This window comes from [Clostridium] symbiosum ATCC 14940 (assembly GCF_000466485.1).
Lineage (GTDB): Bacteria > Bacillota > Clostridia > Lachnospirales > Lachnospiraceae > Otoolea > Otoolea symbiosa.
Window position 1 is genome coordinate 4,987 of the sequence record NZ_KE992807.1, and the last position, 21,695, is coordinate 26,681.

17 protein-coding genes are annotated in these 21,695 nt (G+C 48.9%); 1 reads left to right on the forward strand and 16 read right to left on the reverse strand.

Annotated features, from left to right (window positions below; genetic code table 11):
• Window positions 1–162: 162 nt before the first annotated feature.
• From ptsP to CLOSYM_RS02290, 10 genes are all read right to left on the reverse strand, one after another.
• The gene (ptsP, locus tag CLOSYM_RS02245) at window positions 163–1,878 is read right to left on the reverse strand and encodes a phosphoenolpyruvate--protein phosphotransferase (RefSeq protein WP_003499559.1); all 1,716 of its coding nucleotides are present in this window, start codon (window positions 1,876–1,878) and stop codon (window positions 163–165) included.
• A gap of 27 nt (window positions 1,879–1,905) precedes the next feature.
• Window positions 1,906–2,169, reverse strand: coding sequence for an HPr family phosphocarrier protein (locus tag CLOSYM_RS02250; RefSeq protein ID WP_003499561.1), 264 nt, complete (start codon window positions 2,167–2,169; stop codon window positions 1,906–1,908).
• A gap of 20 nt (window positions 2,170–2,189) precedes the next feature.
• Entirely contained in the window at window positions 2,190–3,578 is a 1,389-nt protein-coding gene (locus tag CLOSYM_RS02255) for a CdaR family protein (protein WP_021640782.1), read from the reverse strand.
• Complete coding sequence (gene cdaA / locus CLOSYM_RS02260; RefSeq protein ID WP_003499565.1) at window positions 3,559–4,431, reverse strand: diadenylate cyclase CdaA; 873 nt, start codon at window positions 4,429–4,431, stop codon at window positions 3,559–3,561. The genes CLOSYM_RS02255 and cdaA overlap by 20 nt, the downstream gene beginning before the upstream one ends.
• A gap of 47 nt (window positions 4,432–4,478) precedes the next feature.
• A complete protein-coding gene (locus CLOSYM_RS02265) occupies window positions 4,479–5,420 on the reverse strand; it encodes a hypothetical protein (protein WP_003499568.1) in 942 nt (313 codons plus the stop codon).
• Window positions 5,417–5,845 carry a hypothetical protein gene (locus CLOSYM_RS02270; protein WP_003499570.1) on the reverse strand — a complete coding sequence of 143 codons (429 nt, stop codon included), beginning with the start codon at window positions 5,843–5,845 and terminating at the stop codon, window positions 5,417–5,419. Before CLOSYM_RS02270 ends, CLOSYM_RS02265 begins: the two co-directional genes overlap by 4 nt.
• 127 nt (window positions 5,846–5,972) lie before the next feature.
• Entirely contained in the window at window positions 5,973–7,193 is a 1,221-nt protein-coding gene (locus CLOSYM_RS02275; RefSeq protein WP_003499571.1) for an ABC transporter permease, read from the reverse strand.
• Window positions 7,187–7,978 carry an ABC transporter ATP-binding protein gene (locus tag CLOSYM_RS02280; RefSeq protein WP_003499572.1) on the reverse strand — a complete coding sequence of 264 codons (792 nt, stop codon included), beginning with the start codon at window positions 7,976–7,978 and terminating at the stop codon, window positions 7,187–7,189. The genes CLOSYM_RS02275 and CLOSYM_RS02280 overlap by 7 nt, the downstream gene beginning before the upstream one ends.
• A 75-nt stretch (window positions 7,979–8,053) precedes the next feature.
• A complete protein-coding gene (locus CLOSYM_RS02285; protein ID WP_003499574.1) occupies window positions 8,054–9,484 on the reverse strand; it encodes an efflux RND transporter periplasmic adaptor subunit in 1,431 nt (476 codons plus the stop codon).
• A gap of 340 nt (window positions 9,485–9,824) precedes the next feature.
• Complete coding sequence (locus CLOSYM_RS02290; RefSeq protein WP_021640785.1) at window positions 9,825–10,301, reverse strand: IclR family transcriptional regulator; 477 nt, start codon at window positions 10,299–10,301, stop codon at window positions 9,825–9,827.
• Window positions 10,302–10,752: 451 nt separating this feature from the next.
• On the opposite strand from CLOSYM_RS02290, the gene CLOSYM_RS02295 reads away from it, so the two are divergent.
• Complete coding sequence (locus CLOSYM_RS02295) at window positions 10,753–12,837, forward strand: diguanylate cyclase (protein ID WP_021640787.1); 2,085 nt, start codon at window positions 10,753–10,755, stop codon at window positions 12,835–12,837.
• A 138-nt stretch (window positions 12,838–12,975) separates the two neighbouring features.
• On the opposite strand, the gene lysS is transcribed toward CLOSYM_RS02295, so the two are convergent.
• The 6 genes from lysS to CLOSYM_RS02325 form a co-directional block, all read right to left on the reverse strand.
• The gene (gene lysS / locus CLOSYM_RS02300) at window positions 12,976–14,910 is read right to left on the reverse strand and encodes a lysine--tRNA ligase (RefSeq protein ID WP_003508743.1); all 1,935 of its coding nucleotides are present in this window, start codon (window positions 14,908–14,910) and stop codon (window positions 12,976–12,978) included.
• Between the two features lie 27 nt (window positions 14,911–14,937).
• On the reverse strand, window positions 14,938–15,420 hold the full coding sequence (greA, locus tag CLOSYM_RS02305; RefSeq protein WP_003501905.1) for a transcription elongation factor GreA: 483 nt from the start codon (window positions 15,418–15,420) through the stop codon (window positions 14,938–14,940).
• Between the two features lie 133 nt (window positions 15,421–15,553).
• Window positions 15,554–16,513 carry a tRNA dihydrouridine synthase DusB gene (dusB, locus tag CLOSYM_RS02310; RefSeq protein ID WP_021640788.1) on the reverse strand — a complete coding sequence of 320 codons (960 nt, stop codon included), beginning with the start codon at window positions 16,511–16,513 and terminating at the stop codon, window positions 15,554–15,556.
• Window positions 16,510–16,908 carry a DUF6145 family protein gene (locus CLOSYM_RS02315; protein ID WP_003508740.1) on the reverse strand — a complete coding sequence of 133 codons (399 nt, stop codon included), beginning with the start codon at window positions 16,906–16,908 and terminating at the stop codon, window positions 16,510–16,512. The genes dusB and CLOSYM_RS02315 overlap by 4 nt, the downstream gene beginning before the upstream one ends.
• Window positions 16,909–17,013: 105 nt before the next feature.
• Window positions 17,014–17,988, reverse strand: a complete 975-nt coding sequence (gene pfkA / locus CLOSYM_RS02320; RefSeq protein WP_003501899.1) for a 6-phosphofructokinase — start codon at window positions 17,986–17,988, stop codon at window positions 17,014–17,016.
• A gap of 223 nt (window positions 17,989–18,211) precedes the next feature.
• Window positions 18,212–21,694 (reverse strand): DNA polymerase III subunit alpha, encoded by a 3,483-nt coding sequence (locus tag CLOSYM_RS02325; RefSeq protein ID WP_009295795.1) that lies wholly within the window; start codon window positions 21,692–21,694, stop codon window positions 18,212–18,214.
• Window position 21,695: the final 1 nt, after the last annotated feature.

Below are 21,695 nucleotides of genomic sequence, written 5' to 3' on the forward strand. Positions count from 1 at the left end.
ATTTTTATCAGTTATCTGACGTACCCCGCCCCCCGCCGATATGGCAGGTGCCGCATAATCATAATTGTATCATTACAAATTATAATTATGCGGCACCTTGTCTTCTCAGTCAGAAACTTATTTTGGCTCACACCACACCGGAAAACAGCGCGCAATCACGGTTTATCGGCCTTCCACAAAATTCTTCATGAACTGCTGTGTCTCGGCTGCCGTCACAAAGCCCATCGCCTGTTCCGCAACCGCCTTCAATTCTTCCACACTGTATCCGGTAATATATTTCCTCGCTTTCAGAATTGCAGATGCACTCATGCTGAACTCATTCAGCCCGAATGCCAGCAGCAGAGGAATCATAAGCGGATCGCTGGCTGCCTCACCGCACATTCCCACCATGATTCCTTCCCTGCGTCCGCATTCGATGATGTGGCGGATACTGCGAAGCACTGCCGGGTTAAAGGTGGAATACAGGTAGGAAACCTTATCATTGCCGCGGTCTACCGACATTGTATACTGTGTCAGATCATTGGTGCCGATACTGAAGAAGTCGACTTCCTTCGCAAACACATCCGCCATCAGGGATGCGGCTGCCGTCTCAACCATGATTCCGACCTGAATCTCTTTATTATAGGCAATTCCTGCCTCATCAAGCTCTTTCCCGATATCCGCCACCAGCTCCTTCGCTTCCCTGTATTCTTCAATACAAGTCACCATCGGAACCATAATCTTTATATTGCCAAAAGCGCTGGCTCTGAGCAGGGCCTTAAGCTGCGGACGGTAAATATCATCCTTTCTGTCAAGGCAGAACCGGATCGCCCGGTAGCCAAGGAACGGATTTTCATCCTTTTTAAGCCCCATGTAAGGAATCTCTTTATCGCCGCCGATATCCAGGGTTCTGATAATAACAGGTTTCCCCTTCATCGCGACGGCTACCTTTTTATAAGCCTCAAACTGCTCATCCTCGGTCGGCATCTCGTTCCGATCCATGAACAGAAATTCGGTTCTGAAAAGACCGATTCCTTCCCCGTCGTAGGCAAGCACCCGGTCCACATCCTCGGGCTTTCCGATGTTGGCCGCTATCTCGACCGTCACTCCGTCCACCGTGGTGCTGGACGTTCCGATATATTGCTTCAGTTCTTCTTTTTCCTGTAAATAGGCATCCCGTCTTTTCTCATACTCTGCAATCAGGTCACTGCCGGGATTTACAAAAATCTCTCCTGACTCTCCGTCCAGAATCAGTTCGTCGCCGTCCTTCACCTCACTAAGAATTCCCGATGCCGCTACGACAGCCGGAATTTCCAAGGCTCTGGACAGGATTGCCGAGTGGGAGGTGCGCCCTCCAAGCTCCGTCACAATTCCCGCCACATTATCGGGGTTGATTCCTGCCGTGACAGACGGTGTCAGGTCCTCCGCCATCAGGATAGTTCCCGCCGGAAGAAGGGATACGTCCACCGACTGGACTCCCAGAAGAATCTTCTGCATTCTTGTCTTTATGTCTCTCATATCCGCAGCTCTCTGCTGCATCAATTCATCATCCATGGAAGCAAACATATCTGCATACATATTGCAGACTGTCTCCACCGCAAATTCACTGCAGACCTTATCGTTATCAATCTGATTTTCGATTTCGCCCGTCAGCATCGGATCCTGTAAAAGCATTAAATGGCCGTTTAAAATCTCAGCTTCTTTCTCTCCGATTCTGGATGCCATGTCATCCGCAAGGGCGCTTACATCCGCAATACTCTGCTCCACCGCACTTTTAAAACGTTCTTTCTCTGCTTCGGCATCCTCGATTCCGGTATTTTCAATCACTAACTTCTCTTCTCTCAGAATAGCTGCTTTTCCAATACCGATACCGGCAGATGCGCCTGTCCCTCTTGCCATTGTGGTTCCTCCTCTTTCCGGATTTCTTTACTCGCCAAGGCCGTCGTTCACAATATTAAGCATTGCAGACAATGCTGCCTCCTCGTCCTTGCCGTCACATATAAATTCAATCTCGTCCCCGCACTTGATACAGGCGCCCAGAACGCTTAACACGCTCTTTGCATTCGATGTTGAATTTCTGAAGTTAAACATAATGGAGCAGTCATATTTACCCGCTTCATTACAGAAAATCCCGGCCGGCCTCAAATGAAGGCCGGTTGGATTCTTAATTTTTATTTTTGCCTTAACCATGACAAAATAACCCCTCTTTACTATTCTGATTTACTTTCTGCCGGTTTTGTCTCCGCCGGGCTGCTCTCTGCAGCTTTAGTCTCTTTTGTTTCGTTTGATTTTGATTCATTCGGCTTAGTCTCGCCCGTCTTCGTCTCTTCCGCAGTTCCCGAAACCTCGTCGGAAGGTGACTTCTCGGCAATCGTCATAGTCGCCTTCGGATAGGCGATTACTTCGAATGCATCATCCAGGTCAAGGGCCGCCTCGATGTCATAGGTTCCTTCTCCAAGACCGGTGACATCGGCATGTATATTCATCTTTGCGGTGGAGAGACTGTCCAGATCCTCCTTGAGTCCCCGCACCCTGATTTCCGCCTTATCGCTGCCAAACGTATAGGAATAATTATCGGACCTGCCGTTCAGCGCAATATCCTTCGTATTGACCGTAAATGTCTTCTCCCGCAGCGGCTCTACTTTCAGAGTCACCGTGATCACGGTATCGCTCATACCGGCTATCGTGATATTCGGTTCCAGGAAATCTTTGAGGTCAATCTCGCATGTCTTGTCAGAAGTCGCTCCGTCGATATTCAGCAGCGGATCCTGTACCGTAAGTGTACTGATACCCGCCAGATCCGACTTAAGCCCTGCCACGGAAACATTCTTGACAGAAGTCTCCACACCCGTATATTTATATCCCTGGGCAACCTCGCCCGTGACGACAAAATCAAGCGGTATCGTCTTTACCTTCAGTATCTGCATCGTGTACGTGATATCTCCGCCCAGCACCTTGACCTTGTCCTGGAGATCATTCAGCTTGTTCCCATTGGCATCATAGAATACCGGTGTGGCCGTGCCGGTGACATCCGAGCTGGCCCCCTCGATCGGAAATTCGATTCCTACTCCGCTGATTTGTCCCACCTGGGATACAGGTCCTTTGACATAGACGTGATCCGGCGACATGGTAATTTCACCCGGCTGGTATCCGTCCGCCTGTTTTCCATATGGATTCGGCACCAGTGTAAATTCTTTCGTCTGCAGGTTTTCCGTCTGAATCTTAATGACTTCCGGTGATTTGACCGTCGGCGCCGTCTCAAAGAGGTCGCTGTTGTTGACCACCTCAACCTTGACAGGGATCGCCCCGGTGACATCATACATCTCGGAGAGATCGGCATATGCCCTGAAATCACTCGGTTTCACCTTATACTGATCCTTGGTTCTGATACGGTAGGTAATGACTGCCGTTTTCTTGCCTACGATCTCATATGTCAGGTTCGCTTTTTCCAAAACCTGCTCATTAATCGGCTCTACAGGGACTTCTTTGGTCCCTGTAGTCACCGGATTCGCCACATTTACGACGGCCAGCCAGACAAAAAATGCACAGAGCAGGGAAACCAGCTTCAGTCCGGAATTTTTAGTCAGCTTTTCTTTCATTCTTCCGCCTTCCCTTCCAAATCTTAAATCTGCCCGTGTTTGCGTCTTCGTGTTTAATCAATGTGGACAGAAGGCTCCTCAGTTCGTCTCCGCTGGCTACCCTGCGAAGCTGTCCTCCTGACGCCACCGTGACCCGTCCTGTTTCCTCCGAAACGACGATGGTCACACTGTCCGAAGCCTCGCTGACTCCCACGGCCGCCCGGTGTCTCGTACCCAGATCCTTGCTGATGCCCATATTGTCCGACAGCGGCAGATAACAGGTTGCAGCCGTGACACGGTTTCCGCGGATCACAACGGCTCCGTCATGCAGAGGCGTATTATGTTCAAATATATTAATCAAAAGCTGGCTGGTGACAATGCCATCCACTTCGATTCCGGTTCTCTCGATCTCTCCGAGAGGAGTTGATCTCTCGATTACCATCAGGGCTCCGGTCTTAACCTTGCCCATCTCAAAGCTGGCCCTTACCAGCTCATTGATTGTCTTCTCATTAAAACTTTCATTCTTCTTCACATCATCGGCCGTGAAAAGATTGGTCAGGACATTCTTGCTGCCAAGCTGTTCCAGGGCTTTTCGCAGCTCCGGCTGGAATATGATAAGAATCGCCGTCACCGCAATATAGGAAGTCTTCTCGAGCAGCCACAGGATGGTATCCAGCTCCAGTATGGCCGCTAAAAGTACGAACGCAAAAATAAAGAGAATCCCTTTCAGAAGAGTCCATGCTCTTGTATTCTTAATCCATACCAGCATCTCATAAACGACTATCGTAATGATTGCAATCTCTAAGAAGTTCTTGAAAGTAATCTCCGGCACAAATGCTATCCAGGAATAAAGTTCCCTTAGAATCTCTGCCATGCGCTCACCTCCTTCTGTCATTCATTCTAACTTGCCGCCGCACGTTCTCAGTGCTTCGGCGTTCTGCGCGTATTAATCTTCTGTACCTTTACCTCAGGCTTAGTTACCGCAATTTTGGGAACCGCCTTCACATAATAATAGTAATCGTCATCCTCAAACTGCACGTACTCCGTTCTGCTATAGTCTACGGCAAAAACGAAGAAGTGATACACTCCCGCAACCGCTGCGGATAATATAATGGCAATTATAAGGCCCGGCACCGATACCGACACACCGAACTTAAAGTCACCGACAAATATCACAATCAGCTGGATAATGGAACCGGCCGCTATCGCCGTCCCCCAGGAGTAATTAATTGAAAGATTTTTCACGACATGGACGACCAAAACGCCCAGACATCCCGCCGCTACCATGACAAGCATCGTCTGATTGCCAATGAGGCTTTTCACAACCTGTGCAAATACCTGCGTCATCTCTACCTGTTCGCTGCCCGCCAGAAAACTGCTGTTCTGCTTCACATACATAATCACATAATAAATAAAGATACCGCAGCTCATCGGTATTACCGAAACCAGGCTGCCCGCCAGGCCCACCAGAATCGGAATGGCAAACGGCACTTTAAAAAAGAACAGGATCGGCGTTGCCAGAAGCAGAATACTGTCTCCCGGCTGGAATCCATAGTAAAGCAGGACTACAATCAGCAGGAAAATACAGGTAATCACCGCAACCTCCAAAGATGCGGCATAAAGCTGTATCAAAAGAAATCCGCCTGCCAGAAACGCGATCGTCCCATACGGCAGACAGGTGGATACAAGTCCTATAGCCACCGGTACGAAGGGGCCTGAAATCTTAGGCATAAAACCGGCGTTCCTGTTAATCAGAAAGATGGCGGTAAATCCTACGATAAATTTCAGGACAGGAATTACAAATGCGCTGTTTTTACCGTAAAATGCTTTGAGCCTCTCCTTAAAAACCAGAAGTCCCATCATACGCGTCTGCCCTCCCTCGCAAGTTCCCTGGAACGGCTGTGGTAATCATAGCGCTTGTCCAGATGCTTTAATTTCGCAATATAAATACGGTTTTTTCTAGCCTGATAATCGTATCGTTTGCCGTAAATAACGCAGATTAGCGCCATATACAGAACAAGCCCCACAAGGTAAACCGCCCCGCCCTTCCAGGCAAGCCCTGTGAGAGCGTCGATACCTATGGTGCTCAGGAAAACATCCATATTAAATAAAACCCAGATAGCCAGAATCATCACGCAGCAGAGAGTATAGCTGATAAAACCGCGAATCATGTTCCGGCTGATATAATCACTTTTGAAGTAACTGGTAACCGCCTGCATCCTGCCGCCGTTCTTTTTCTCGAAAACAGCCAGGTCGGCCATCAGCCTGATCTTCTCTTCATTGAGCATAAGTTCACTCCCCATTTACCATAAACGTATCAATTTATTATAGCATAAGTTCAGGTAAATGGCGAGTGTCTTAAATAATTTTCATAAAATTGTAAATAAAATGAAAATTCGCTATTATTTTTCTCATTTACTCATATCGCAGCGCATCAATCGGATCTGATTTCGCCGCCTTGGAGGCCGGATAAAGTCCAAAGAAGATTCCGACTACAGCGGAAAAAGTAACCGCCACCAGAATGACTCCCGGTTTGACAATCGTCGGGACTCCGATGGCCGCCCCCACCAGAGTGACCAGGCCGCCGCCCAGAAGAATCCCTATGATTCCTCCGCAGGCCGAAAGGATGGCAGATTCCGTAAGGAACTGGATCAGGACATCCCGGGTCCTGGCCCCCAGCGCTTTTCTGATTCCTATTTCTCTAGTCCGCTCCGTTACCGAAACCAGCATGATATTCATAATTCCAATCCCGCCTACAATCAGCGAAATAGCCGCGATGCCGCCCACCGCCAGGGAAAGCCCTGCCATCATGGAATCCACCTGCCCCATCTGACTGATCGCCGTCTCCATATAGAAATCCGACTTTTTACGGTCTTTCAGCTTTGCCACATAACTCAGCAGATCGTCATAAAATGTGTTCAGCTCAGCCTCGCTCATCGACGTGTCGGCAAAGAAATGACAGTAATAGAAGTGATCATTGGGCCAGGTCAGCAGCGTCCACGGAATATGGGCCGTTCCCTTATCACTTGGCGTCCCCATCATCAGCTTCTGGAATGCGCTCATCTTCTTCTCATATACACCCACAACGGTAAACTCTGCTACGTTGCCGAACAGCTCCGTGCGGAAGGTTTTCCCCACCGCATCCTCTGTCCCGAACAGCATCTTTGCGCTGTCCACATCCAGAACGGCGTTTGTTTTACGCGCTTTCACATCCGCCTCATTCAGATATCTGCCGTACAGTATATCAACAGGCTGTACGTCGATATAATTATAATCCAGGCCGCTGAAACCGAATTTTACCTTTTTGCGTCCGGCAACCGCATCGGCGGAGGTACTCATGGCGCTGTCAATGTAGCTGATTTTATCTCCAAATACCGATTTAATCCTGCTCAGCTCATCCATGGTAAAATAATCGCTCTGCCTGGTGTCGTCAATCCAGTATCCAATTCCCAGATACGCCTGGGTAATGCCAATATCCTGGTAAAGGCTGGAAAACATCCCCCTCATCGTATCGCCGATGGATACTATCGAGATAACCGAGCCGATACCGATGATGATTCCCAGCATCGTCAGGAACGACCTCATCTTGTTGGCTCTGAGCGCGGAAAATGCCATAATCATATTTTCTATCAGCATGACTCCACCTTCTTCCCCCCGGCTCTGTCTTTCCTCACATCGCTGACAATCTCCCCGTCACGGAACTTGATAACACGATCCGTGAATGCCGCAATATCTTCCTCGTGGGTAACCACAACCACGGTGGCGCCTTCGTCGTGAAGCTTGGAGAACAGATCCATAATCTCGACCGAAGAAGCAGTGTCCAGGTTACCGGTCGGCTCATCCGCCAGGATTAACGGCGGCTCATTGGCCAGCGCCCTGGCGATGGCTACCCTCTGTCTCTGGCCTCCCGACATCTCGTTGGGCATATGCTCCGTTCTCTCCCCCAGCCCCACGCGGCCCAAAAGCTCTACCGCACGTTCATGCCTCAGTTTCTTCGGCATATGGGCATAGGTCATCGGAAGCTCCACATTCTTTGCCGCCGATGTTCTGGAAATCAGGTTGAACGACTGGAATACAAAGCCAATCTTCTGGTTTCTGATTCTGGAAAGCTGATCCTGGTTTAATGCGGAGATGTCAATTCCGTCCAGATAATAATGTCCCATCACAGGCCTGTCAAGACAGCCCAGGATATTCATCAGCGTGGATTTACCCGAGCCGGACTGGCCCATAATCGCAACAAATTCACCTTTTTTTATCGTCAGGTTTATATTTTTAAGGCCGATTACTTTGACCGCCCCCGTATCATATACCTTACAGAGATTGACAATCTTAATCAGCTCGTCTGTATCTACCTCTGGAAGCTCGGCTTTGCGGTCCAGCCTCTTCCTGATTCTGGTCTGGAGTTTTCTTCTGTCAATCATTGTCTGTGCCTCCCTTATTCTGCTCCGTCACTGTGTGAACGGCTCCCTGCAAAGCTTTACTCATCGCTTTATTTCTCATCGGAGCGTCACCGCCATCCCTTCCGTGAGTCCTGCCGGAGATGTCACAATCATCATTCCCTCCGTCAGTGCGCCTTCTTCCACGGCATTCACCTCCACGGAAAGATCACTCTCCACTCCCGTCGTAACAGGAACCATATGTACCGTATTATCTGAGCTGTTGACAACTGCAACGCTGAGACTTCCGTCCTCCCCTGTCACAAGAGCTGTCTGAGGAACCGTAAAGACACCTTTCGCTTCCCCTGTCACAAGCGACGCCTTGGCGGTGATGCCGGCAATCAGGCCGTTGGAAGCGCCTCCCGCAATCCGGATCGTGGCAGGAACTACACGCTCCGAGGAGCCGCCGCCCTTTTCCTCACCTGTCGGGGAAATGGAGACAACTTCGCCCTCCTCGCTTTTTCCGTTCAGAATATCGGCGTCAATCTGCGCCTTCTGCCCTACCCGGACTTTCGAAATGGAATATTCGCTGACGGCGATTTCCATCTCCAGATTATCCAGGTTCTCCACAATGAACATTGGCTTCTCATCCTCAGGCTTATCCGCGAACTGGCCAACCTTCGAATTGACACGTACGACCGTACCCGTAATCGGGCTTTTCACCTCGGCATTTTCCAGATCCTTCTTTTTCTGCTCCAGCTCGAACTGAGCCGACTTCACCTTTAATTCATAAGATTTATCGGGCATCGCTTTCCCCTTCTCCACAGTAAAGGAATCCTTTTCCCTGGCCGCGTCTTTCAGGGTGTTTCCGGCCGCCTCCAAATCTGCGGAGGAGATATCGCCGGCATCGAATAATACTTTGTTTCTGTCGTAATTCAGCTTCGCCGTGTTATAATCCTGGACTGCCTTCTCATATTTATGCTGTGTATCCCTGATATTTTCATTATACTCGCTGACTGCCAGATCGTAAGAGTTCTGGGCAATATCCACAGCTTTCTGGGCGTCACTGCTGTCGATCAGGGCAAGAATCTGGCCCTTCTTCACGCGGTCGCCTTCCTTTACCATAATCTGAAGCACCTCTGCATGGAGATTGGAAACCACATCTGCGCTTTCCGTGCCCGAAACAGGCCCGCTAAGACTTAAAACCGCAGTCACATCTCCTTTTGCCAGAGGAGCCGCCGCCACAACAGGGGCTGTCTGCTTACTTCCCCCGCATGCAATTCGGCTTATAATAAACAGAAGAAGGAGCGTGCTGCCTCCCGCGATCAGCTTCTGTTTTTTCGTCCAGCGGGCAAACCGTTTCTTTTTCTTCTTGCCGCCGCTGTGGTCTTCGTTCATGTAGTCCAAAAGTTCCTGTTCCACTTCCGACACGTCTTTTTCCTCTGCAAAGTCCGGCTGCTCTTTTTCATTATTGTCCGGCAGTTTTCTTTCCACCGCATCATTTGTCACGATTAATTCTTCATTATCACTATTCTTTTTCTTATGCCACATAATTCAGCTCCCCGTTTTTATTTATTTTACGACTATTTGTGTTCTACCATAATAAACGAAGTATGACAAAGGATCACTTCAAGATCAATATGATATTGAAAAAGTTCAGAAAAACGTAAGAAAAGGTATAGTTTACTGGCAAATTCAGGATAATTTAAAAGATCCCCAGGGACTATACTCCATCCATCGCCAAAAGACCCGGGGCTGCCATAAGGCAGTCCCAGGTCTTAATATGACTGTGCGGACAGTTCAATCTGAAACTCTCCGGCTTTGATAATCAACTGGTCATCCAGATACAGATCCGGCTTCAATATGATGCCATCCATATGGCAGTCCGCTTTCACGGTACCACCTGCTCCATATACGCCAGCAGCGGACGGTTGGAAGCTCCTTTATGAAGGGGATAAATTCCACCAACCCGCATGGAAAGCTGCAGATCATCCTCCGCTTCTATCTTCTCGACACACAGGCTCTGCATATCGGTTAAAGAAGTCAGGATCACACTCAGCCCGCATTTATCCATGAGCCTCTTCATAATGGGATAGGCTGTTTTCTCCAGCTCCTGGGAACGTATCGCGCTGTAGCCCAGCAGCAGGCTCTTCTCTCCCAGATAATACTTCTTGCTTGCCTTTTCCTGCCTTAAGAAACCGCTGTCCGCCAGTGTATACAGCAGCCGGTAGGCTACCGTAGTGCTCATATTCATCTCCTCGGCCACAAAGCTTAATGTTATGCCGTTATATTTGTGAAACAGGTAGAGTACATCCAAAGCCCGTTCTACTGTCTGAAGTTTCTTTGATTTATCATTTTCTTCTTTCATTATTTAACTTACCTCAAATCTTTATTTTAAGTTTCCGAATCACAGTTTCTCTTATTGAATACCTGCCTCTATGATATAATTTTAAACGCCCTTCTGTCAATCTTTATTCCTGCCTGTGGACAGTAACTAAAACCGCCTTCCGCTGTCTGAAAAAAGTACGTCAAACTGTCGGTAACGCATTCGTGCGTTTTACGTGCTGAAAAAAGGCGATTTGCTTGAATATAGGCTTAATATATATTATAATAGCGATAAATGTAAACTGAAAAAGTTGGACTCGGAGGACAGTTGTACGATGCGGACGGAAGACATCCCTCCATATTTTGAGACGGCTCAAAAGGAATATCAGATTGTTATAGATAAGATAAATATGCTCGGCTAGTGCTCCACCATGTTGAAGCGGCAAGGGATTTGCGTCCTTTGATGATTATAAGGGAGCCGAAAAGGAGACGCCATGTCCGGTCAAAATAAAATACTAATCGTGGATGATGATATTATAACAAGATATATTGCAAAGCTGATCTTCAAGGACAACTTTGAGGTGCTGGAGGCCGAAAACGGCCAGGTCGCGCTTACCCTGCTCGACCGCCACCGTCAGGATCTGGTTTTTATTATTTGCGACGTATCGATGCCTGTCATGGACGGCTTCACTTTTCTGAAAGAAAAGAACAAGTTTATCTACAATAACGGCATACCTGTCATAATTATTACCTCCGTGGGGGATGATCAGATCAAGCAGAAGGCCATCTCTCTGGGAGCCGCCGATTTCGTGGATAAACCGTTAGATCCGGGAATTGTCCGTTTGCGGGTCAATAATGTCCTTTCTAACTATGGAATCGGCTACGCATACAACGATTCCCTCCAGCGCGAATTCCTGGACCTGATTAACCGCCAGCTCCGCGGAGGCACCCTGTGCATCCGTGACACGGCCGGCTACCCGATTCACTATGTCAGCGAATCCCTGGCCCGCCATCTCGGTTATCGGACTGCCGCCGAACTGATCGCTTGCGTGAACGGCAAATGGTCTAATCTCATCTGCCTTGATGAGGTGGATGAAGCAGAGAAGACCATGCGCCGCCAGCTTTACCATAAGAAAGAATTCATACGTGAATACCGGCTTCGGAAAAAAGACGGGGAATATATCTGGATTCGTGAGAACGGCAAATATTCCCACGACGAATCGAACGGTAAAAAGCTTGTTGCCCTCTGTGTCGATATTACGGATACGAAGAACGCGGAGGAAAAAGCCCGCTATAATGAACAGCTTGCAAACGTGGCCCTTGAGACCACAGGTATAAGTATCTGGGAATATGATTTTAAAAACAGATGTATCATCCAGGGCGAGAATTCCGTAAAAGTACACGGTATGAATACCGTCGTGAAGGACGTTCCCCGCTCACTGATTGAGTCGGAATATATCCACCCCGACAGTGCGGACGCCTTTGCCAAAATGTACAAAGACCTGGACAACGGTTCCCCGGCGGCGGAGGGTATCTTCAAAATACGGAGGGCCGACCAGCAGGGCTACTGGTATGAGCATATCAGGTATACCAATACCTTTGACAAGGAAGGCAGGCCCTACCGCGCCATCGGCATATCCAACGATGTGACGGAGCAGCGGAACATAATTGCCCGGTATGAACGGGAAATTGAATTCAACAAAACACTGCCGTCGGATATTTTCACCACCGCGCGGATCAATGTCTCGCAGAATACAATCGAAGAAATCCACACGGACATCCCTGAAGAACAGGACTTTATAAACAGTATCACTTACAGGCGTTTTCCGGAAATACTGGCCCTGATGCCCGGTATCAGCAAGGAAGCCGTCGATTATTTCGGTACTCTTTCCAGAGAAAATATCGGGAAGGCTTATGACGAAGGCCATTCCACCATTACCTATGAATTTCTGAAAGAGATGAACGGCGTTCCGGCCTGGGTAAGCTTTGAACTGCATACCATGCCGGATCCTTTCAATAACGATTTGCTGGCCTTTGTATATTACAGAAATATCGACCGGCAGCACCGTGAAGTGGAAAGACTGAAGCTTCTGGCGCAGAGGGACCAGATGACCGGTCTCTATAACCATGACACCACGCTGGAGCTTATCAAAACCTTCCTGGCCGGGGAAGGCGCCTCCCAGAAGCACGCCCTGTTCATGATTGACGTCAATAAATTCAAATTGATTAACGACAATTACGGCCATATGCCGGGAGACCAGGTTCTGGTTGAGGTTGCCGCAAAAATCCGCTCTGTCTTCAGAAGCGATGACATCGTCGGCCGTATCGGAGGAGACGAGTTTATGGCGCTGATTAAAAACATTTCCTCCTGCTCTCTTGCCGAAAAAAAGGCGCATGAGCTGGCAAAAGCCACACACTTTGAATGTACGGATATCAATATTGATATCAGCTGCAGCATCGGAGTCGCATTATTTAATGAATATACGGCCGATTTTGAAGAATTGTACAGGAAAGCAGATGCTGCAATGTACAGAGCCAAGCAGATGGACGGGCCGGGATTCACAATCAGCGCCGAGTAACGATAACCTGCACGCTCCGCGCACAGATCACCGCCTTCAACAGAAAGGTGGGAAAGTATCATTAATTGATGCTTTCCCACCTTATTTGTCAATTCTATCAGATTTTCACACAAATTCAGACCGCTTAAACTGTTACGCTTAATACAGCTTTGCTCCGGCCGGAATCCTGTCGTCTACCATCAAAAGATTCAGCCCTTCTTTTCCATCTTCCTCGTGAACCGCCGAGATCAGCATTCCGCAGGAATCAATCCCCATCATCTTACGAGGAGGCAGATTGACAATGGCGATTGCCGTCTTTCCAATCAGCTCTTCCGGCTCGTAATACTCGTGAATTCCGCTTAATATCGTGCGATCCGTACCGCTTCCGTCATCCAATGTGAACTGAAGAAGCTTCTTGCTCTTTGGAACGGCAGTACAGTCTTTAATCTTGACTGCACGGTAGTCAGACTTTGCAAATGTCTCAAAATCAACCATTTCCTCAAACAAAGGCTCTATTTTGACATTGGAAAAATCAATTTTTTCCGCTGCTTTTTCCTCTGTGATAACTGTCTTTTCTTCTTTCTTAGAAACGTCATTTCCGCCCAGTGTCTTCATCGTCGGGAACAGAAGTACATCTCTGATTGCGTAGGAATCCGTAAGCAGCATAATGAAACGGTCCATACCGATACCAATACCGCCGGTCGGAGGCATACCAACCATCAGGGCATTGACAAAGTCCTCATCCATTGAGTTGGCTTCTTCATCTCCTGCCGCCAGCAGGGCTTCCTGTGCTTTAAAACGTTCTATCTGATCCAGCGGATCGTTTAATTCGGAGTAGGCATTAGCCATCTCGCGCTTTGTGATAAACAGCTCAAAACGCTCCGTATAGTCGGGATTCTCCGGTTTTTTCTTCGTCAGAGGAGAGATCTCTATCGGATGATCCAGGATGAAGGTAGGCTGTACCAGATGCTCTTCCACAAACTCCTCAAACAGCATGCTGAGGATATCGCCTTTCTTATGTCTGGCCTCATACTCAATATGATACTGATCCGCCAGCGCTTTTGCTTCCTCGTCCGTCTTGATCTGCGTAAAGTCGATTCCCTTGTATTTCTTCAGGGCATCCACCATCGTAATCCTCTCAAACGGCTTCTCCAGGTCAATCTCCACACCGTCGTATATGAGCTTCGCCGTGCCGAGAACCTTCTTCGCCACCTCGCGGAACATCGTCTCAACCAGTTCCATCATTCCATAATAATCGGTATACGCCTGATATAATTCCATCAGGGTGAATTCAGGATTGTGTCTCGTATCCACGCCTTCGTTGCGGAATACACGGCCGATTTCGTAGACTCTTTCAAGACCGCCCACGATCAGCCTCTTTAAGTACAGCTCCAGTGAAATACGCAATTTAACATCTTCGTCCAGGGCATTGTAATGTGTAGTGAACGGTCTGGCCGCCGCACCGCCTGCGTTCGGAACAAGCATTGGCGTCTCCACTTCCATAAATCCGCGGCCGTCTAGGAAGTTACGGACTTCCTTGATAATCCGGGAACGCTTCACAAACGTATCCCTAACCTCGGGATTCATGATCAGATCAACGTATCGCTGTCTGTAACGCATATCTGTATTGGTAAGGCCGTGGAATTTCTCCGGCAGAATCTGTAAGCTCTTTGATAGAAGGGTTACGGCTTCCGCATGAATGGAAATCTCTCCTGTCTTAGTTTTGAATACCGTACCTCTGATTCCCACTACATCACCGATATCCATCTTTTTGAATTCTTTATAGGATTCCTCACCGATACTGTCTCTGGCAACATAAGACTGGATATTGCCCTTTAAATCCTGGATATTACAGAAAGACGCTTTGCCCATCACACGTTTGGACATCATTCGTCCCGCAAGAGTCACCTCTTTGCCGTCCATGGTCTCAAAGTTGTCCTTTACGTCGGTGCTGTGTGCCGTAACATCAAATTTCGTAATCTGAAACGGATCCTTTCCATTCTCCTGAAGCTCCGCCAGCTTTTCGCGGCGCACCTTAAGAAGCTGGTTTAAATCCTGTTCTTCCTTCTTATTCTGCTGATTCTGCTCTGCCAATTTCTTCCACTCCTTTGTGAACTTAAATTATGATACTCTCTGGATTTCCAGTATCTTATAATGAATCATTCCTGCCTGTGTCTCTACCTGAACGGTTTCTCCCTCTTTCTTGCCAAGCAGCGCATGGCCTACCGGAGATTCGTTGGAGATTTTGTTCTGAAGGCTGTTGGCCTCTGTGGAACCTACAATCTTAAATTCCATCTCCTCGTCTTCTTCCACATCCAGAAGTTTAACTTTACAGCCAACGCTGATCTTGTCAAGGTCAATCTCGTCCTCCACAACTACTTCTGCATTCTTAAGAAGCTTCTCAAGAGCCTCGATCCTGGCCTCGATATCCCTCTGCTCATCCTTCGCAGCGTCGTATTCCGCATTCTCGGACAAATCTCCCTGCTCTCTTGCTTCTTTAATTTTCTGGGCGATCTCCCTGCGTTTATTCACCTTCAGATCCTGCAGCTCATCTTCATACTGCTTAAGACCTGCATACGTTAAAATATTTTTCTTTTCTGCCATGACAACTATCCTTCCTTCCGATAATTCGTCTCCGAAATCGTTCTAATATTGCATCGCACTATTATAACTGATAAAGTTCCCCTTGTCAAGAATCGGAACCTGCGTTTTCCGTTTATTTACAAGGGTTTTTTCGTTATAAGCGTTCCTCAATCAGGGTAATCAATTCCTCCATCGAAGCAACCTTGTTGATGTCATTTCTAAGGGAAGATGAATTGGGGTAACCGGCCGTATACCAGGCCACATGCCCCCGCATTTCACGCATCGCAATGTGTTCGCCCTTGAATTCCGTCTGCAGTCTGCCGTGGCGGATAATTGTCGCTTTTAGCTCTTCCCTGTCCGGGGGAGGCAAAAGAATTCCGGTATCGAGATAATGGTTGATACGCCCAAACAGCCACGGATTGCCTTTGGCGCCTCTGGCCACCATGACACCGTCACAGCCCGTCAGGTCGATCATCCGCTTGGCATCCTGCGGCGTAAAAATGTCGCCGTTCCCGATAACCGGGATTTTAACCGCTTCCTTCACCTGCCGGATAATGTCCCAGTCCGCTTTTCCGGAATAGTACTGTTCCCTGGTCCTCCCGTGAACCGCCACCGCAGAGACGCCGCAGCTCTCCGCCATCCTGGCAAACTCCACCGCATTGACACAGGAATCATCGAATCCCTTTCTGAATTTTACGGTTACCGGTTTATGAAGCTTTTTAACCATCGAGGTCAGGATTGCCTCGGCCAGCTCCGGATTTTTCATCAGAGCCGAGCCTTCGCCATTGTTTACAATCTTCGGGACCGGACAGCCCATATTGACATCAATGATATCATAAGGACCTTCTTCCAGCCGGAGCGCCATATCGCTCATGATATCGGGATCCGAACCGAAAAGCTGTACGGCTACCGGACGCTCTTCTTCCCTTACCGCCAGGATTGGTTTCGTATTCCTGTTATTATAAAGAAGTGCCTTGGCGCTGACCATCTCCGTACACATCAGGCCGCAGCCCTGCTCCCTGCACAGCAGCCGGAAGGGGAGATCCGTCACTCCGGCCATGGGGGCCAGTGTAACGTTGTTCTCCAGTTCTACATTTCCTATTCGTAACTTCATCTGCTCTGTTCTTCTCCGTCTTCCTCCCGCTCTTCCAGCAATTGTTCCGCCGGTATCCCGAGGATAAATACTTTGTAATATAACTCCAGAGATTCCAGCAGCTCCCGCTTTTCCCTCTGATACTGCTTTACCTTAAGCCCGCTGCCAATCTCATCAAAGAGATAGTCCGTCTCTTCAGCCTCAATCCGGAACTCCAGCGTTCCGTCCGGAGCAAATTCCAGCATCATGGCGCCTCCCACATCTTCCGTAAAGAGTACGCACATAATATGGAGTTCCTCCTTGATCCCCTCCGGTAGTCCGGCAAACTGCTCGTTAAAATAATATTTTTCCACATAGGAATTGGCGCCGCAGAGAACGATATTCTCCTCATGCTTACCACCTGCCGCATTCTCCATCTTATCCTCCATCCGTTACACATCAAAAGGCATTCTGCCCTCCGGACAGTATGCCTTTTTCATATACCTATCAATCTTTTTGTCTTTTCCCGGCCTGCAATCCTTCTATCTTACCAGAAGCTTGCTGATTTCGTACTGATCCTCCGGAATATCCTTTGTCATATTAAGCGCTTCCTGAATATCAAAGTCAACAAATTCTCCGTGCTTATACGCTACCACCCGGTTTGTCTTTCCTTCGGCCAGCAGTTCCACCGCTTTTGAACCCATGATGGAGGCATATACCCTGTCTTTACAGGTGGGAGCGCCGCCTCTCTGCATGTAGCCCAGTATGGTTGCCCTTGTCTCCAGCCCGGTCGCCGCTTCGATTCTTCTGGCCATGGAAGCGGAATGGCCGATTCCTTCGGCATTAATAATGATGTGGTGCTTCTTGCCCCGCTTCCTGTTCTCTATAATCCTGTTAATCAGCATCTGTTCGTTGCCGTCATACCGTTCCGGCAGAAGAATGTCCTCCGCGCCGTTGGCAATACCGCACCAAAGCGCAATATAGCCCGCATGGCGTCCCATAACCTCAATGATACTGCACCGTTCATGGGATGTGGATGTATCTCTTACCTTATCTATGGCCTCCATCGCCGTATTGATAGCCGTGTCAAAACCGATGGTATAATCGGTACAGGCAATATCAAGATCGATGGTTCCGGGGAGTCCGACCGTGTTTACACCGAGAGCAGAAAGCTTGCCCGCACCGCGGTAAGAACCGTCTCCTCCGATGACCACCAGACCGTCAATACCGTGTTTCTTACAAATCTCAGCTCCCTTTTTCTGGCCTTCAACCGTAGTGAATTCGGGACATCGTGCCGTGTAAAGAATCGTGCCGCCGCGTCCGATGGTATCGGCAACGCTTGTACCGTCCATATCAACAATCTCTTCCTGAAGTAAACCGGCATATCCCCTCATAATGCCCTTTACCTTCATCCCCTTGTTGATTGCCGTCCTTACGACAGCCCGGATACTCGCATTCATTCCCGGCGCATCGCCGCCGCTGGTTAAAACACCGATCGTCTTTACCTCTTTTGTCATAGTATATTCCTCCGTCTCGCCATATCTATCAACAAATACTGGTTATTCCTTAATCCGTAACTGTTCTGAACCCTGACAATTACCTCAATTCATCTTATTCTAATGCATTTTTTTCATCTTTTCAAGGGGTTTATGATATTTTTTTAACTAGAGGAGACGCGGAGAAGGCGAGACGCCCCGGCAGAAGGCTTTCATCCCGGACGCATCCTCCATCCTTGATTCTCTACCCTCTCCGTCCTACCTTATCAATTGTCTTCTCCAGCACCTTCACATTCTTTTCCCCCAGTTTTCCCCTGAGAGCATCCAGAAGCTCTTCCTTTGCCTCCACGTTCCAGTTTCTTGGAAGCACTTTTTTTGCCTTTTCTTTTCCCAGGTAGATAATCACCTGATCGTTTCCTTCGTAGCCCCTGAGCAGATCCAAAAGCTCCTGCTCCCGGGAGAAATAGGCCTCCTTATCCGGATATTGAAGCCATAATTCCCTGGGAACGGCCTCAAATGGGATTACCTGCTCACAGATTAGCTTTCCTACGGGGTCGTCGCCGATAGACGCTTTCCCTGTTATGAATACTTTGGCATCCTGCTCCAGGAGATCCCGCCTTTTCTCATAATCCCTGGGGAAAACCAGAACCTCCACACTGCCGTACAGATCCTCGATTGTCACAAACGCCATCATTTTATTGGTCCGGGTAGTCTTAACTGTCTTCGCCGTAAGCATACCGCCGATGGTGACAATAGCGCCGTCCCTGACTTGCGCTTCGCCTGTCTCTTCGTCCACTATGAAATCCGACGTCCTGGCAGTTACATTCTTTTCCCATAAGCCGATATAGGCCTCCATCGGATGGCCGCTGATGTATACGCCCAGCATCTCCTTTTCAAAGTAGAGAAGCTCGTCCTTTGTATATTCCCCGACGTTTGGAAACGTCACCTGGAAGTTCTCTTTTTCTTCCTCGGCCACGAAATCAAACATCGTCATCTGCCCTTCCATGGAATTCTTCTTTTCTTTGTTCTTCTGATCAAGAAGCTGCGCGGATACCAGGAATTTCTGTTTTCTCGTTCCCGGAAGCGAATCCATGGCCCCGGACTTGATAAAACTCTCCAGCGTTCTCTTATTTACCTCTTTGCTGCTCATCCGGTCCACGAAATCTTCCAGGGTTTTAAATTCTCCCCGTTCCCGGCGCTCCTTCACTATCTCCTCCACAACGGACTGGCCGATGCTCTTGATTGCGGAAAGGCCGTAGCGGATGGAACCGCCTGAGACAGAAAAGCCGCCTTCCCCCTCGTTAATATCGGGAGGAACTATCTTCATTCCCATCTGCCGGCAGGCCATGATATACTCAGACACCTTCGTCACATTGTCCTTGACCGAAGTCATCAGCGCCGCCATAAATTCAACGGGATAATAATATTTCAAATAAGCAGTCTGGTAGGAGACAACCGCATAGGCAGCGGCATGGGATTTGTTAAACGCGTATTTGGCAAAGTCTATCATCTCATCGTAAATATGGTTTGCCGTCTTTTCGTCAATCCCGTTGGCAATACATCCTTTTACGCCCTCTTCCCCGTTGCCGTAAACGAAGTTCTGGCGCTCCTTTTCCATAACCGAACCTTTTTTCTTTGACATGGCGCGGCGCACCAGATCACTCCGTCCCAGGGTATATCCCGCCAAATCCCTTACTATCTGCATAACCTGCTCCTGATAAACGATACAGCCATAGGTCGGAGACAGGATGGGTTCAAGCTGCGGGCACTCGTAAGTTATGGATTTCTTGTCGTTTTTCCCTTTGAGATACCGGGGAATAAAGTCCATCGGACCCGGACGGTACAGGGAAATACCGGCTATGATATCCTCAAGGTTCTCGGGCTTTAACTCCTTCATAAAGCTCTTCATCCCCGAGCTTTCAAGCTGGAACACACCGTCGTTCTTTCCCGTTCCGATGGCATCCAGCACGTTCTTATCATTATAATCGATATTATAAAGGTCGATTGTCTTTTTGCAGGTTTTTTCGGCCAGACGTACCGCATTCTGGATTACCGTCAGGGTACGGAGGCCCAGGAAATCCATTTTAAGAAGCCCCAGTTCCTCCAGCGTCGTCATGGTAAACTGGGTCGTAATGGAACCGTCGGCCGCTCTTGACAGCGGTACATACTCATCTACCGACGCCTTACTGATGACGACTCCGGCGGCATGCATAGACGTATGGCGCGGCAGGCCCTCCAGTCTCCGGCTCATGTCTATCAGATACTTGACTTCGTCATCCTCCTGATAGGCGTTCCGCAGATCCGGGCTGGCCTTCAGGGCCTTGTCGAGTGTCATTCCCAAATCTCCCGGAATCATCTTCGCAATCGAATCACATTTTGCATAAGGCATGTCCAGAACACGGCCTACGTCACGGACCACGCCCTTAGCGGCCAGCGTACCGAAGGTCACAATCTGAACCACCCTGTCTTTTCCGTATTTGCTCACGACATAATCGATAACCTCCTGTCTGCGCTCAAAGCAGAAGTCGATATCAATATCAGGCATCGACACCCTCTCCGGATTCAGGAAACGCTCAAAGAGCAGCTGGTAACGGATGGGATCGATATCGGTGATCCCCAGGCTGTAGGCCACAATACTGCCTGCTGCGGAACCGCGTCCCGGCCCCACCATAATATCATGGGATTTTGCAAAATGGATAAAATCCCATACGATCAGGAAATAGTCCACGTATCCCATGGACTGAATAACACCCAGCTCGTATTCCAGCCTCTCTTTCAGCGTTCCGTCATCGTCAGGATAATGCTTATTAAAACCGTCAAAGCAGAGCTTTCTCAGATATTCCCACGAGGTATACCCCTCCGGCACGTCGAACTGAGGCAGCTTTGTGACGCCGAATTCAATATCCACATTGCAGCGCTCCGCTATTTTATGGGTATTATCCAGGGCATCGGCGGCGTATGGGAAAATTTCCCTCATCTCTTCCTCCGACTTCAGATAAAACTGGCCCCCCTCATACCGCATCCTGTTCTCATCCGCCACCTTCTTGCCTGTCTGGATGCAGAGCAGGATATCATGGGACTCGACGTCTTCTTTATAAATATAATGGCAGTCGTTGGTCGCCGTAAGCGGGATGCCCAGCTCCTGGCTCATGCGCAGCAGTCCCTGGTTTACCGTCTTCTGCGCCGGTATTCCGTGGTCCTGAAGCTCCAGGAAAAAATTCCCCTCTCCGAAAATTTCCTGATAGCGGAGGGCCGATTTGCAGGCCTCCTCATACATCCCTCTGGTGAGATAACGCTGCACCTCGCCTCCCAGGCAGGCGCTCAGGGAGATGATTCCCTCACTGTACTCCCGGAGCACTTCAAAATCCACCCTCGGCTTATAATAAAAGCCTTCGACAAACCCTTTGGATACAATCTTCATCAGGTTCTGGTATCCCACATTATTTTCCGCCAGCAGGATTAAATGATAATACCGGTCTTCCCCGTTCACGTTCTCCCGGTCAAACCGCGATCCCGGCGCCACATAAATCTCGCAGCCGATGATAGGCTTGATTCCGGCTTCCTTTGCCGCCCGGTAAAAATCAATCACTCCATACATTACTCCATGGTCGGTGATTGCCAGGCTGTCCATACCCAGCTCTTTCGCTCTGGCCGTCAATTCCTTAATCTTACTGGACGCGTCCAGCAGACTGTATTCCGTATGCACATGCAGATGAGTAAATGCCACT